Origin of the sequence: Aliiroseovarius sp. S253 (assembly GCF_049800855.1) — a bacterium.
GTDB lineage: Bacteria > Pseudomonadota > Alphaproteobacteria > Rhodobacterales > Rhodobacteraceae > Aliiroseovarius.
Window position 1 is genome coordinate 382332 of the sequence record NZ_JBNAFW010000001.1, and the last position, 14234, is coordinate 396565.

A 14234-nucleotide genomic window follows, 5' to 3' on the forward strand; every position below is an offset into this window, starting at 1 on the left:
TATGTCGGCACAGGACATGCTTAGAGCAACCGTGCCATGCTTTCATCTTGGTTGTACATATTTCCCAACCATTGATAGTCGACCTTGGTAATGACGCGCAAAATATCTTTCTGATCTGCAGTCAAAGATATCTCACGCCCCACCCAGCCCGACGCATTCTTGTTCGAGAAATTAACATCTTTGTCGGCGAGTCCTGACAGGTGTTCGGCCAGCGTCCCGAGTTCTTCGAGTTTGAAAACTTGCGTGAAGTGACTTCTGTCCGGACCCAAGTGCCATTCAAGCGGAAAAGTATGGACACGCACAGCGCGCGAGTTGAACCGATAGGCATCATAGTTTTCGAGAAACTCACCAAAGCTGGGCCGTGTCGACAGCAGCTCGTTCTCGAGGTCTCCGATTTCATCACGTCGCTTGAAAGTGTCGTAGTTGACCTTGTTTTTCCAAGCCGAGATTAGTCGATCAACCGGATCACGAACAACGGCCAGTGACTGATACCCTTCTGGCGGTGGCACGCTGGATTTGAAGCTGCGCGTTCGCGTCTCGGGGCGGTGGTGAACACTTCTTCTTGCGACGTCTTCGGCAGGTTTCTTCTTGCCAAGAAAGCGCCGGGTTAAGCGTTCTTGCGGTTCCGCCTGCTCTTCGTTCTCAAACTCCCAAAACCATGTTTTCAGACTGGTACAGGCAACTTTTGGCACAAAGTAAAACGCGACGCCAAGCCGGCGGGACACAAATGGCATCTAGGGATCCTTCTCGGTCTCGCGATTTTCGCGGTCTTCACGCAGCCGTCGCTGGATGTTGGTTTCGCTTTCCAAAAGCGCGGTGGTGATGATGGCAGAGGGCACGGCAATCACGCCCAAACCGATGAACAGCACGAAGGTGGTAAAGATCCGACCTCCGGCAGTGATGGGGAACATATCGCCATATCCCACCGTTGTGAAACTGGCGACCGCCCACCACAGGCTGTTGGGGATGGATGAAAATACTTCCGGCTGTGCGTCATGCTCGAAGATATAAATTCCCACAGCGGAAACATAAAGCATCAGAGCTGCGATAACGCCAAAGATTGCCAACTCGCCCCGCACTTCGCGGAAAGCGACGACCAGACGCTCCATCGCGTGGCTGCCCCGGAAAAGCTTCAGCAGTCGGACGAGGCGCAACAGGCGGAAGGTGCGCACGACCTGCCATTGCGGTGTCAGAAGCGCCATGGCAGGTGCGAAAGAGAGGAAATCGACCAACCCCCAGAAGCTGAACGCATAACGCAGAGGGCGGGCGGAAGTGGCAAGACGCAGAACGTATTCAGCTGCGAAGATCACCAAAAGAAGGACCTCGAAATTGAACAAAAGCCCGCGCAGATGGTCGGGCAGTTCGGGCATTGTCTCTAGGCTGATCGCAATAGCCGAAAACAGGATTAGCACGTCCATGACACGCGCGACGTTTACGCCGCCAAACGGCTTGTGTCCGTCAAGAATGTCCTGGATGTCGGCTTTGGTCATGTGACTGCCTTAATGGGTTGCATGGAATTCGCGTCCCAATGATCCGGGGGCCCCGTGATTGCCACGTAGCGAGATCACGACCAGCACCAGAATGGTGATCAGATACGGGCTCATCGCTAGGACTTCGACCGGGATGGCGACACCCGCGGCTTGAAGGTTTAGCTGCAAGACCGAGATCCCGCCGAAGAGATACGCGCCCAGCAGCACACGCCACGGACGCCAGCTGGCGAAGACCACGATGGCTAGGGCGATCCAGCCCGCGCCTGCGGTCATGCCTTCGACCCATTGGGGGACGCGGACAAGGCTGATATAGGCTCCGCCCAACCCGGCACATGCACCACCGAAGGCGATTGCCATCAAACGAACGCGGATAACCTTGTATCCCAACGCGTGCGCGGCGTTATGGTTTTCACCGACACCGCGTAGGATCAAGCCCGCCCGGGTGCGCGCCAGAACATACCATGTCAGCGCCACGATGATGATGCTGATATAGACCATCGGGTCGTGGCGAAACAGGATCGGTCCCAGTACAGGGATATCTGACAAAAGCGGGATCTCCCACTTGGCCATTGTCGGGGCTTTGATGCCTTCGTAGGGCTTGCCGATCAGGGCAGACAGCCCCAGCCCGAACAACGTCAGGCCCAGACCCGTCGCCACTTGGTTTGACTTTAAATACAGGACGAGCACGCCAAAGAGCATCGACAGCGCAGCCCCCGCAACGGCTGCTGCGATAAAGCCGATAGAGGGCGCGCCGGTGTTCACGCCTATGGCAAAGCCAACCACTGCGCCGGTGATCATCATACCTTCTACGCCCAAATTCAGAACGCCTGATTTCTCGACCACGGCCTCACCGATGGCAGCCAGAAGGATGGGCGTGGCGGCCACCATAAGGGATGCCAGAAGCAGAAGCGGGTTAATCTGTCCAAGGTCCATCTTGTCGCCCTTTCTTACCCAGCCACCGGGGTTTTCCACCGCACGCGGTAATGTGACAGCACGTCCATCGCCAGAAGGAAGAACATTAGCATCCCCTGGAACATCTGGATTGCGGCGCCCGGCAGACCCAGCATCAGCTGCGCCAGTTCTCCGCCGATATAGGTCAGGGCCATCAACAGCCCTGCCAGTAGAATGCCGATCGGATGCAGGCGCCCAAGGAAGGCCACGATGATGGCGGTGAACCCGTATCCTGCGTTAAAGTCGATCGAGATCTGGCCCGATGGGCCCGAAACCTCGAACAGTCCGGCAAGCCCCGCCAGCGCGCCCGAAGTGCCAAGGCAAAACAGGATCAGTCGCGTGGGGTTCACGCCTGCAAAGCGTGCTGCGCGCGGTGCCTCGCCCGTCAGGCGGACTTGAAAGCCCAGCATGTGGCGGGTCAGCAGGATATAGGCAAAGATCACCGCGATGAACGCTGCGGCGACGCCCCAGTGCATGCCGGTACCCTCGATCAGATCAGCGTTGTATGCTGCGGGGAAGTCGCGGAAGTTCCGCGAGCCAGGAAAGCCCATGCCATCGGGGTTTTTCAAAAGCCCCTGACTAACCGAGGCCAGAATGTTCTCTGCCACATAAACTAGCATCAGGCTGACCAGAATTTCGTTGGTGCCGAACTTTACCTTCAGAACGCCCGGGATCATCGCCCAAGCCCAGCCACCGAGAGCGCCTGCCAGCACCATGGCCGGGAAGATCAGAGCGTTGTCCGAGGGGTAGAACGCCAGCCCGACAGCCGCACCACAGACGGCGCCCATGATGTACTGACCCTCGGCGCCGATGTTCCAGATCCCAGCGCGAAAGCCCAAGGACAGGCCAATGGCGATCAGTATCAGGGGGCCGGCTTTCACCATCAGCTGAGGCCGTGAATACGGGCCGAATGTCTCGTGGAACAAGGGATCCCAGAATATCGTACGAATGGCCTCAAGCGGGTCTTTGCCCAGCATCCAGAACAGGAAGCCGCCCGCGATCATCGTGGCGATCACGGCCAAAACCGGTGTGATAGCGGCCCAAAACTGGGACGGCTGTGGACGTTTTTCCAAACGGATCATGCGGCCACCTCATCACCTTCTGCACCGCCCATCATCAGGCCGATCTCTTCAACACTCAGCCCTTGCATGGGCACAGGTCGGGCCAGGCGGCCTTCGTTCAGCGCCGTGAACCGGTCCGAAATTTCCATTAGCTCATCCAGATCCTGAGAGATCACGATAACCGCAGCCCCCTTATGCGCCAGATCCAACAGAGATTGCCGGATCGAGGCCGCCGCAGCTGCGTCTACGCCCCATGTGGGCTGGTTTACGACCAAGACGTCCGGGTCTTGTAAGACTTCGCGCCCAATGACGAATTTCTGCAAATTGCCACCCGATAGTGATCCGGCGGCATTGTCTGGGCCGGGGGTGCGGACATCGAAAGCCTCGATGATGCGACGGGCGAACTTTTCCGTCTTGTTCCAACGCAGGAACCCTCGGTCGACGAGCTTCTCGCGCACGGATCCGGTCAGCAGAGCGTTCTCTGTCAGGCTCATTTCCGGGGCGGCGGAATGGCCCAAGCGCTCTTCCGGGGCGGTCAACAATCCGCGCGCACGTCGGGCGCCGGGTGAGAGCGTGTTTATTTCGTCGCCGTCCAAGGTGATGGAACCTTCTCGCGCCCGCGACTCGCCTGATAGAACCGCCAAAAGCTCGTCCTGCCCGTTGCCCGCCACGCCGCCGATGCCAAGCACCTCGCCTTTGCGCACCTCAAGCGAGACGTTGCGCAGATCGGTGCCAAATTCGCTTGGCGACGGCATGGATACGCCTGATAGAGCCAACGCCACCGCGCCCGGCTCTGCTGGTTCTCGTGATGGTACATGCAGCGTGTCACCGACCATCAGTTCGGCCAGCTCACGCGCGGATTTTTCACGGGGGTCGCAGGTGTCGACCACAACGCCAAGACGCAGGATTGTTGCGTGTTCACACAGCGCCCGGATTTCCTCGAGCTTGTGCGAGATGTACAGGATCGAAGTTCCCTCGGACGTCAGCTTTCGCAAGGTTTCGAATAGGATCTCGACCTCTTGCGGCGTCAGAACGCTGGTGGGTTCGTCCATGATCAGCAGCTTGGGATTCTGAAGCAGGCAGCGAATAATCTCGACCCGCTGTCGTTCGCCCGCGGACAGATCGCCAACGATCCGGTCTGGATCCAGCGGCAATCCATAAGCATGGCTGACCTCGCGGATGCGGCCTGCCAGTTCGCGTGCGCTGGGCGGGTTGTCCATCCCAAGGGCGATGTTTTCGGCCACCGAAAGCGCATCAAACAGGCTGAAGTGCTGAAACACCATCGCAACACCGGCGGCACGGGCGGCGGCGGGGTTCAGCGGGGTGAAGGCCTCGCCGTTCAGGGTCATCTGACCTGCATCTGGTTTCACCAGACCGTAGATCATTTTGACAAGCGTCGATTTCCCAGCGCCGTTCTCGCCCAAAAGCGCGTGCACTTCGCCGGGCAGCAGCGAAAACGAAACCTGATCATTGGCCACGACGCCGGGATAGGCCTTGGTCAGGCCCTCCAACGTCATCAGCGCGTCACCTTGGCGCATGTCCCCTGTCACTAGACACTCCCCTGTCGAGTTTATTGTTATATGCGACGCTCTTAAGTAGCGCGGTCCCAACCCCTAGAGCAATGGCCTGAGGGTGTTTTCCCAAGCTGGGATCCCCAATTGGGCAGTTGATTTGATCAATTTCTGTGCAGCCGTGCCCCAAAGCGGTCAGTCGCTTCCTGAAACGCGCCCATTTGGTCGCGGACCCGATCAATCCAGCGCTGGCAAAGCTGTGCGAAAGAATCGCGTGACAGATCTCAAGATCCATCACGTGGCTATAGGTCAGAACAAGGTGGTGGGCGTCGATCGGTGCAAGCGCTACAGCCTTGGATGGATCGGCGGCAGGCAGGCAAGTGACGCTGTCGGGCACTTCATCAGGATAACGCGAAAGGTCCACATCGACCCAAGTGATCGCCAGTTCGGGCAGCGGTGCGAGGGTCTGAACCAGCGCCCGCCCGACATGGCCTGCGCCATAGATCCAAATCGGGGATTGCGGGCGGGTGATTGGTTCGATCATCCAGCCTTGCGTCAGGACAGGTTCTGGGATCTCTCCCTGATTTCGTGCCTTTGCAATCATGCGGCTAACGGCGAGCGGCGCGTCCTCTTCACCCGTGGTCGAACGTGCGTGAATGGAGGTGTCCGCCAGACGGGTGATGTCCTCGGCCCGATAGATTTCGGTCAGAAGCGTCACCGCGCCGCCGCAGCACTGCCCCAGAGTGGGGCCAAGGGACAGGCGAACCAAGCTGGTGCCTTGTCCTTGCTGAAGCTGCGCCCGTGCGTCGTGGGCTGCGCGGAACTCCAGTTCTCCGCCGCCAATGGTGCCGGATTGCCCGCAGTCCCAGACCAACATCGCCGCGCCGATCTCGCGAGGGGTCGATCCTGCGGTGTCCGCCACGACGACCCGGGCCACGGGACCATGCGCTGTAATGGTGCGTTCCAGCTGGAGCAGATCAATCGCCATCGCGCACCCTTTCCACGGCGGCCAGAACTTCTTCCGCGGTCGCAGGTGCGTTCATGTTGTGGAACCCGCCGCCACAAGCGGCCACTGCATCGGCCAGTGCAAGCCATGCCGAGATCCCCAGCATAAAGGGCGGTTCGCCTACCGCCTTGGACCGGAAGATTGTGCCTTCTTCGTTCGGTTGATCCCACAAATCCACGTTGAACACGCGCGGCCGGTCCGAGCAGGCCGGGATCTTATAGGTCGATGGCGCATGGGTGCGCAGAACACCTTTGTCGTCCCAGACCAGCTCCTCGGTCGTCAGCCAGCCGACGCCCTGTACATAGCCGCCTTCCACCTGCCCGATGTCTAGCGCCGGATTCAGACTGGTGCCCGCGTCATGCAGGACATCGGCGCGCAGCACGCGGTTTTCACCGGTCAGCGTGTCGATCACCACCTCGGTTAGTGCGACGCCATGGGCAAAGTAAAAGAACGGTCGACCCCGTCCGCGCACCCGATCCCAGGTGATCTCGGGTGTTTTGTAAAATCCAGTGGCCGACAGGCTGACCCGCGCCTCATAAGCGGCTTTGGCGGCTTCTTGGAACGAAATACTCTGCGCCGGGCCATGAACCTGACCATCCGAAAAGGCGATTTCGGCCGGCGTGCATTGCCAGATTTTGGCCATGTGCTCTGCCATACGATTGCGTATAGTCAGGCAGGCGGCTTGCACTGCCATTCCGTTCAAATCTGACCCGGACGACGCCGCTGTGGCCGAGGTATTGGGCACTTTCCCGGTGTCCGTCGCGGTGATCTTCACCAGCTCCAACGGCACGCCAAAGCTGCGCGCGGCCACCTGTGCGACCTTCTGGAACAGCCCTTGCCCCATCTCAGTCCCGCCATGATTCATCTGGATCGAGCCGTCCTGATACACGTGCACAAGCGCGCCTGCTTGGTTCAGATGGGTCAGGGTAAAGCTGATCCCAAACTTGACCGGAGAGAACGCCAAACCTTTCTTCAGCAACGGATTTTCAGCGTTGAATGCCGCCACCTCGTCGCGCCGCTGGTCATACTCTGCGCTGTTCAGTAAAGCGTCCGTCATCGCAGGGATGTGGAAGCCACGGATCTCTTGCCCATAGTGGGTCGTCTGCCCGTCGCGATAATAGTTTACCCGCCGCACATCCATCGGATCCAGTCCACGTGCCCGCGCGATATGATCCAGAATCCGTTCGATCCCGAACACGCCCTGCGGCCCACCGAACCCGCGAAACGCGGTGGCCGAGGCTGTGTGGGTTTTCAACCGGTGGCTTTCGATCCGCACATCCGGCAGGAAATAGGCATTGTCCGCGTGAAGCATCGCGCGATCCGCCACAGGCAAGGAAAGGTCTTGTGCCCACCCGCAGCGGGTCATCTGCGTGACGTCCAGTGCTATCAAACGCCCGTCTTCGTCCACGCCCGCGCGGTAGGCGATGCGAAAGTCATGGCGCTTACCCGTGATGACCATATCGTCATCGCGGTCGTATCGCATCTTGCAAGGCCGCCCGGTCAAACGCGTGGCCACTGCGCAGGCAACGGCCAGCGCGTTGCCCTGGCTTTCCTTGCCGCCAAACCCGCCACCCATCCGGCGCGTTTCGACCCGCACAGCGTGCATGGGAACACCAATCGCATGGGCCACCTTATGCTGAATTTCGGTCGGGTGCTGGGTCGAGCTGTTGACCAACATGTCCCCATCATCCTGCGGCACGGCTAGTGCGGCTTGGCCTTCAAGATAGAAGTGTTCCTGCGCGCCCATTTCGAATTGACCTTCGATGAGGTGGGCGGCAGAGTCCATTGCCGCGCCCGCATCGCCGCGCGACCAGACGACCGGCCCGTCTTCGAACCGACTGTTTGCGGCCAGTGCATCGTCGATGGTCAGGATCGCCGGACGCGGGTCGATGGTGATCTGTCCCAACCGCGCCGCTTTGCGCGCGGCCAGATGGCTGGTGGCGACGACCAGAAAGATCGGTTGACCGTGATAGAAGACCTCGCCCTGCGCCAACAAGGGTTCATCGTGGATGGACGGAGATACGTCGTTCTCAAACGGTAAATCAGCGGCGGTCAGAACGGCGACAACGCCGTCGGCCTCGCGCACCTTCGACAGATCCGCCTGCGTGATCACGCCACGCGCGACGCCGCTAAGTCCGAACGCCAGATGCAGGCAGTTCGCGGGCATCGGGATGTCATCGACATAGCGCGCAGCTCCGGTCACATGCAGGGCGGCCGCGTCGTGGGGAAGGGGGGCTCCGGCGCTCATGGGGTTACCTCCAGCACCGAGGTTTTGGCCCCAGAATCCTCATGGAAGCAGCGGATCAGCATGTTTTGGCACGTGCGCAACCGATAATCGGCCGAGGCGCGCATGTCGGTCATAGGTGTATAGTCCTTGCTGAAGGCCTGCGCGGCTTTTTCAACGGTATCCAAGTCCCACGACTGCCCGATCAATGCCTTTTCGACATGGTGCGCCCGCTTCGGAGTTCCAGCCATACCGCCAAAGGTAATCCGTGCCGAGGCGATGTTGCCATTTTCGACTGCGATATTGAACGCGCCCAGCACGGCCGAGATGTCCTGATCGAACCGTTTCGACAGTTTGTACACACGTAAATGGTCCGGCCCGCGCGGAACCGAGATCACCTCGACAAACTCGCCCGGCTGACGATCCTGTTTGCCGTAGTCGATAAAGAAGTCCTCAAGCGCGACCTGTCGTCGAACGTCTCCACGTCGCAGATGCAACACCGCATCCAACGCGATCAGAGGCGGCGGCCCGTCTCCGATGGGCGAGCCATTGGCGATGTTCCCGCCGATGGTGGCCACGTTGCGAACCTGAACAGACGCAAACCGGCGCAGCATTTCCGCGAAATGCGGGTGGTGGTCGAGCATCAAAAGGCGCAAGGCCTCGATGCTGACACCTGCGCCTATGTGGATATGAGAGTCGGTCACTTCGATCTGTTTCAGGTCTGCGACGCCGTTCATGAAAATGGCCGGACGAATGTCGCGCAGCGCCTTGGTGCTCCAAAGCCCCACATCCGTCGCCCCAGCCACTAGCGTTGCGTGGGGATGCTCCATCAGCGAATGCGCTAAGGTGTCCGCTGTAGTGGGGCGCATCGCGTTGTCGTCTGTTTTTGGAAGGTCTGGTACGGCAGCAATCCCCTTTGGCACTGGGTTACTTGCTGCCCGTTCTGCTGCGCGGATGATGGGCGCATAGCCCGTGCAGCGGCAGAGGTTCCCGGCCAGCACATCATCATGTGCCTGATCCCCGTTTAGATGTGCGGTGGCCAAGGACACTGCGATTCCCGGTGTGCAAAACCCACATTGCGACCCGTGTTCTTCAACCAGAGCCTCCTGTACGGGATGCAGGGTGCCAGCGTCCGCCAGTGCTTCGACTGTCGTGACGGATTTCCCATCCAGCTGCCCCAGAAACAGGATGCAAGCATTCACCGCCCGCGCACCATCTGCATCGCGCAGCATGACGGTGCAGGCCCCGCAATCGCCTTCGTTACAGCCTTCTTTCGTACCCGTCAGGCCGCGTGCGTCGCGCAGCCAGTTCAGCGTGGATTGCGTGGGATCAACATCGCGCAGGGTCACGCTCTCTCCGTTCAGAAGAAAGGTGATGTTCATTGTAAAGTCCTGCCGCCTTACCCTGTTGGTGGCCCCGATGTTAGCGTCCTCGATGCGGCGTAGAAAACGCGCGGGGGTATGTTTTTTATGTCTACAGGAAAGCCGGGAAAGAGTGATCGGTCAAGCCCCGTGGCAAAATCTTGTCCTCGGGCGCCCACTGCCCTTTCGTATGATCGGGCGCTAGTCTAACTTGGCGAAATGAGCAGCCAACCCCGATTCATCCACCTTCGCACACATACGCAATACTCGCTTCTGGAAGGCGCAGTCCCGGTCAAGAAACTGCCTGGTCTTTGTGCCGCGCATGACATGCCTGCCGTTGCCATGACGGATTCCAATAACATGTTCGCAGCATTGGAGTTTTCCGTGACTGCTGCGGATGCAGGCGTGCAGCCGATCATCGGTTGTCAGGTCGATGTCTGTTTTGATCCTGCCGCGCCCGGCGAGGCACCCAAAGCCCCCGCCGCCGTGGTGCTTTTGGCCCAGACGGAAGAGGGCTACGAGGGCCTGATGCGCCTGAATACTTGCCTTTACGTGGACAAGCACGGCGCGCTGCCGCAGGTCACGTTGGAGGATCTGGAAGCCAATGCCGAGAGCGTGATCTGCCTGACTGGCGGGGCTGAAGGTCCTGTGGGGCAGTTCCTGCAAAACGGTCAGCGTGACAAGGCCGAAGCCTTGATGCGCCGCCTGCACGTGGCTTATGGCGACCGTCTGTATGTCGAGCTTCAGCGCCATCCGGGCGAGGGTGGCCAGCCCACCGAACCTGAGCGTCTGACCGAACGTGGCTTTGTCGAAATGGCCTATGCGATGGGCATTCCTCTGGTCGCCACCAACGACGTCTATTTCCCGGCGCAAAAGCTTTATGAAGCCCATGATGCACTGATCTGCATCAAGGAAGGTGCCTATGTGGACCAGCAGGACGGACGTCGCCGTCTGACACCTCAGCATTATTTCAAAAGCCCCGAAGAAATGATTGCGCTGTTTGCCGATCTGCCCGAGGCGATCGAAAACACAGTGGAAATCGCCAAACGCTGCGCTTTCATGGCCTATCGCCGCGACCCGATCCTGCCAAAATTCGCTGATGACGAGGTCGCAGAATTGCGGCGACAGGCCGAGGCAGGTCTGGAATACCGCCTCTCGATGATCCCTCATGCCGTCAGCGTTGAGGAATACAAGAAACGGCTCGATTTTGAGCTGGGAATCATCGAAGGGATGGGCTTTCCGGGCTATTTCCTGATTGTGGCGGACTTCATCAAGTGGAGCAAAGACAAGGGCATTCCAGTGGGGCCGGGCCGTGGCTCGGGTGCGGGCAGTCTTGTGGCTTATGCCCTGTTGATTACCGACCTTGATCCGCTGCGCTATTCGCTGCTGTTTGAACGCTTCTTGAACCCGGAACGTGTGTCGATGCCCGACTTCGACATCGACTTCTGCATGGATCGACGCGAGGAAGTCATCCGCTACGTGCAAGAGAAGTACGGCCGCGACAAGGTGGGGCAGATCATCACCTTCGGTGCGCTTTTGTCGAAAGCTGCCGTGCGGGACGTGGGCCGGGTGCTGCAAATGCCGTACGGGCAGGTGGATCGCCTATCCAAGATGATCCCGGTCGAGGGCGTGAAACCTGTCTCGATCGAGAAAGCCTTGGCGGATGAACCCCGCCTGCGCGAAGAAGCTCGCGCGGAAGAGGTCGTCGACCGTCTTCTAAAATATGGCCAGCAGCTTGAAGGTCTGCTGCGCAACGCCTCGACCCACGCGGCGGGTGTTGTGATTGGCGACCGTCCGCTGGACGCGCTGGTGCCGCTCTATCAAGATCCGCGCTCGGATATGCCCGCCACCCAGTTCAACATGAAATGGGTTGAACAGGCCGGTCTGGTGAAGTTCGACTTTCTGGGCCTGAAGACTCTGACCGTCATTCAGAACGCCGTTGATCTGATCCGGGGGCAGGGGCGTGACCTCCATACGGGACCGAATGGTGATGCGCTATATGACCCGCCCGAGGGCGCGGTGAATGAAATCAACGCCATCCCGCTGGATGACGAACCGACCTATAAGCTTTACGCCGCTGCGAAGACCGTCGCCGTGTTCCAGGTGGAAAGTACGGGCATGATGGATGCACTTCGGCGCATGAAACCGACCTGTATCGAGGATATCGTGGCGCTGGTTGCGCTTTATCGTCCTGGCCCGATGGAGAACATCCCGACCTATTGCGAGGTCAAAAACGGTCTGAAAGAAATCGAGTCCGTTCACCCCCTGATCGACCATATTCTTGAGGAAACTCAAGGAATTATCGTTTATCAGGAGCAAGTTATGCAGATTGCGCAGGTCATGGCGGGCTACTCGCTTGGTGGCGCGGATTTGCTGCGCCGCGCGATGGGTAAGAAGATCAAAGAGGCGATGGACGCAGAACGTCCGAAGTTCGAAAAAGGTGCTGCCGAAAACGGCGTGCCCGCCAAGAAAGCGTCGGAAGTTTTCGACCTTCTGGAAAAATTCGCCAACTACGGCTTCAACAAATCCCACGCCGCTGCTTATGCGGTGGTCAGCTATCAGACCGCATGGCTGAAAGCGAACCACCCGGTCGAGTTCATGGCGGGCGTCATGAACTGCGATATCCACCTGACGGACAAGCTTTCTGTTTACGCCAATGAAGTTCGGCGCGGCATGGACATCGAGATTGTGCCGCCCTGCGTAAACCGCTCTATGGAAACCTTCAGCGTTAAGGATGGCAAGGTGGTGTACGGTCTGGGCGCCTTGAAGAACGTTGGGATCGAAGCGATGAAACTGGTGGTCGAAGGCCGCAAGGTGGATGGCGTCGACAAACCCTTCGCTACGCTCTTTGACGTCGCCCGTCGGGTCGATCTGAAACGCGTCGGCAAACGCCCGATGGAGATGCTGGCCCGCGCAGGCGCCTTTGATCAGCTGGACAAGAACCGTCGCCGCATTTTCGACAGCCTAGATGGTCTGGTCAGCTATTCGGCGGCAATCCACGAGCAACGCGCGTCCAATCAGGTGTCTTTGTTTGGCGAGGCAGGCGACGACCTGCCCGAGCCGCGCCTGTCCCCCGTGGGTGACTGGCTGCCCAGCGAACGGTTGGCCGAAGAGCAGAAAGCAATTGGCTTCTATCTGTCCGGCCACCCGCTAGACGACTACATGGCCGCGCTGAAACGCAAGCAGGTCATGTCGCTGGCCGAGCTGGAAAAGAAAGCCGAGCGCGGGGCATCTATCGCCAAAATCGCAGGCACCGTGGCCGGACGGCAGGAACGCAAATCCGCGCGCGGAAACCGGTTTGCCTTCGCCCAGCTGACCGATCCGACCGGGCAATACGAGGTCACGATCTTCTCGGAGGCGCTGGAAAAGTGCCGCGACTATCTGGAAACGGGGGCCAATGTGGTCGTGACCGTCGAGGCGACGATGGAGGCTGATCAGTTGAAGCTTCTGGCCCGCTCAATCTCGCCCATCGACAATGTGGTGTCGGATGTGGGGGGCATGGCGCTGAAGCTTTATCTGGAAGAAGCGACGGTGCTGGAACAGGTGGCCTCGCTTCTGAATGATGCGGCCGAAAAAGCCCGCAATGTCCGCCCCGGCGAGGTCTCGGTCTGCCTGATGGATCCCAGCTTGCCGGGCGAGGTTGAGATGACTCTTGGCCAATCCTTCCCTCTGAATCCGCAGATCAAGGGTGCACTGAAATCACTAAACGGCGTTATTGATGTCGAGGAAGTGTAGACATCATTTCCATTTGTGGTAGAGCGGCGCTTCTCGAATAGTTTATTCAGGAATGGAATATGAAAAACTCAATTGTGATCCTGCTTTGCGCGGGGCTGTTGGCGGCTTGCCAGTCGGGTCAGGGAACTAATTCTTCGCAGACTAATGCAGATCTCAAATCGGTGTCTGACCCAAAGCTCTTGGCCGAGATGCAGCCCGGGGCAAAAGATACGCGCACGGTTCTGAAAAATTCGCCTACGCTCCCACAGCGGACGGTTGTGGTTAGCGTTCGGGCGACTGTGAAGGGAAAGTCTGTACCTGCTCGCTGCCGGCTGCAGAGCCCCTATGAGAGAATTGTTGTTAGCGTGCCAACGAAAATCAGCCTGCCGGACTACAGTACCAAGTCGCCCGAGTACGCTGTTTTTTGCCAGGCTGGCGACTTGAAAGGGACAGCTGTGGCGGAGCCGAAAAGCGTTCAGAAACGTGAAGCAACGACGGTGGCATTCCTGTTCGCCGGAGCCGTTGGCGCGTCACTTGCAAGTGGTGTGAAACCTGAAGAGGGTAGTAAGTTCACTTATAGCAATATCAACGTGACGCTAAAGTAAGCTGCGTCTCAAACGCGTTCACGGCGCCCCTAGAGGCGCCGTTTTCGCGCCATTAGGTGTCAGTAATGCGGCGGACGCTCATCGCCCAAAACAACACCACCCGAGTTGCCTTGTTCGCGCTCAGCCTCGCGCTCGGTCAGGATGCGGACAAGATGCGACAGACGGGAAAGCTCCGCGTCCTGTTTGGTGACAACCTCGTTCAAGTCATCGACCACAAGGGTCAGATGCGCGATGGTTTCTTCAAGCTGAGTGATGCGATCTTGTGACATGGCGGCGTGATAGCGTGTCTGTCGGGCAAGACCCAGCGAAAT

At 59.0% G+C, this 14234-nt stretch carries 11 protein-coding genes; 2 read left to right on the forward strand and 9 right to left on the reverse strand.

Translation table 11 applies throughout. The features are described from left to right. Positions 1 to 20: 20 nt before the first annotated feature. Genes ACP15F_RS01930 through xdhA form a run of 8 tightly spaced genes read right to left on the reverse strand, consistent with a single transcriptional unit; the run spans position 21 to position 9625 of the window. On the reverse strand, positions 21 to 734 hold the full coding sequence (locus ACP15F_RS01930; protein WP_424939163.1) for a sulfotransferase family 2 domain-containing protein: 714 nt from the start codon (positions 732 to 734) through the stop codon (positions 21 to 23). Further along, complete coding sequence (locus tag ACP15F_RS01935) at positions 735 to 1490, reverse strand: ion transporter (protein WP_424939164.1); 756 nt, start codon at positions 1488 to 1490, stop codon at positions 735 to 737. It lies immediately after the preceding gene. A 9-nt stretch (positions 1491 to 1499) separates the two neighbouring features. Next, on the reverse strand, positions 1500 to 2423 hold the full coding sequence (locus ACP15F_RS01940) for an ABC transporter permease (RefSeq protein WP_424939165.1): 924 nt from the start codon (positions 2421 to 2423) through the stop codon (positions 1500 to 1502). Positions 2424 to 2437: 14 nt separating this feature from the next. Further along, on the reverse strand, positions 2438 to 3523 hold the full coding sequence (locus ACP15F_RS01945; RefSeq protein WP_424939166.1) for an ABC transporter permease: 1086 nt from the start codon (positions 3521 to 3523) through the stop codon (positions 2438 to 2440). Then, a complete protein-coding gene (locus ACP15F_RS01950) occupies positions 3520 to 5040 on the reverse strand; it encodes an ABC transporter ATP-binding protein (protein ID WP_424939167.1) in 1521 nt (506 codons plus the stop codon). The genes ACP15F_RS01945 and ACP15F_RS01950 overlap by 4 nt, the downstream gene beginning before the upstream one ends. Further along, positions 5027 to 6001, reverse strand: coding sequence for a xanthine dehydrogenase accessory protein XdhC (xdhC, locus tag ACP15F_RS01955; protein ID WP_424939168.1), 975 nt, complete (start codon positions 5999 to 6001; stop codon positions 5027 to 5029). Before xdhC ends, ACP15F_RS01950 begins: the two co-directional genes overlap by 14 nt. Further along, positions 5991 to 8267: a xanthine dehydrogenase molybdopterin binding subunit gene (xdhB, locus tag ACP15F_RS01960; RefSeq protein ID WP_424939169.1), complete on the reverse strand. Its 2277-nt coding sequence runs from the start codon at positions 8265 to 8267 to the stop codon at positions 5991 to 5993. The genes xdhC and xdhB overlap by 11 nt, the downstream gene beginning before the upstream one ends. Then, entirely contained in the window at positions 8264 to 9625 is a 1362-nt protein-coding gene (xdhA, locus tag ACP15F_RS01965; RefSeq protein WP_424939170.1) for a xanthine dehydrogenase small subunit, read from the reverse strand. The genes xdhB and xdhA overlap by 4 nt, the downstream gene beginning before the upstream one ends. Positions 9626 to 9823: 198 nt before the next feature. On the opposite strand from xdhA, the gene dnaE reads away from it, so the two are divergent. Both dnaE and ACP15F_RS01975 read left to right on the forward strand, forming a co-directional pair. Further along, positions 9824 to 13339: a DNA polymerase III subunit alpha gene (gene dnaE / locus ACP15F_RS01970; RefSeq protein ID WP_424939171.1), complete on the forward strand. Its 3516-nt coding sequence runs from the start codon at positions 9824 to 9826 to the stop codon at positions 13337 to 13339. Between the two features lie 59 nt (positions 13340 to 13398). Continuing rightward, positions 13399 to 13923, forward strand: coding sequence for a hypothetical protein (locus ACP15F_RS01975; RefSeq protein WP_424939172.1), 525 nt, complete (start codon positions 13399 to 13401; stop codon positions 13921 to 13923). Between the two features lie 59 nt (positions 13924 to 13982). On the opposite strand, the gene ACP15F_RS01980 is transcribed toward ACP15F_RS01975, so the two are convergent. Then, positions 13983 to 14192: a SlyX family protein gene (locus tag ACP15F_RS01980; protein WP_424939173.1), complete on the reverse strand. Its 210-nt coding sequence runs from the start codon at positions 14190 to 14192 to the stop codon at positions 13983 to 13985. Positions 14193 to 14234: the final 42 nt, after the last annotated feature.

Coding starts and splice junctions, on each gene's coding strand:
- ACP15F_RS01975 (WP_424939172.1), top strand. CDS start 13,399: ATGAAAAACTCAATTGTGATCCTGCTTTGCGCGGGGCTGTTGGCGGCT.
- ACP15F_RS01980 (WP_424939173.1), bottom strand. CDS start 14,192: ATGTCACAAGATCGCATCACTCAGCTTGAAGAAACCATCGCGCATCTG.
- ACP15F_RS01930 (WP_424939163.1), bottom strand. CDS start 734: ATGCCATTTGTGTCCCGCCGGCTTGGCGTCGCGTTTTACTTTGTGCCA.
- xdhB (WP_424939169.1), bottom strand. CDS start 8,267: ATGAGCGCCGGAGCCCCCCTTCCCCACGACGCGGCCGCCCTGCATGTG.
- ACP15F_RS01940 (WP_424939165.1), bottom strand. CDS start 2,423: ATGGACCTTGGACAGATTAACCCGCTTCTGCTTCTGGCATCCCTTATG.
- xdhC (WP_424939168.1), bottom strand. CDS start 6,001: ATGGCGATTGATCTGCTCCAGCTGGAACGCACCATTACAGCGCATGGT.
- dnaE (WP_424939171.1), top strand. CDS start 9,824: ATGAGCAGCCAACCCCGATTCATCCACCTTCGCACACATACGCAATAC.
- ACP15F_RS01935 (WP_424939164.1), bottom strand. CDS start 1,490: ATGACCAAAGCCGACATCCAGGACATTCTTGACGGACACAAGCCGTTT.
- ACP15F_RS01945 (WP_424939166.1), bottom strand. CDS start 3,523: ATGATCCGTTTGGAAAAACGTCCACAGCCGTCCCAGTTTTGGGCCGCT.
- xdhA (WP_424939170.1), bottom strand. CDS start 9,625: ATGAACATCACCTTTCTTCTGAACGGAGAGAGCGTGACCCTGCGCGAT.
- ACP15F_RS01950 (WP_424939167.1), bottom strand. CDS start 5,040: ATGCGCCAAGGTGACGCGCTGATGACGTTGGAGGGCCTGACCAAGGCC.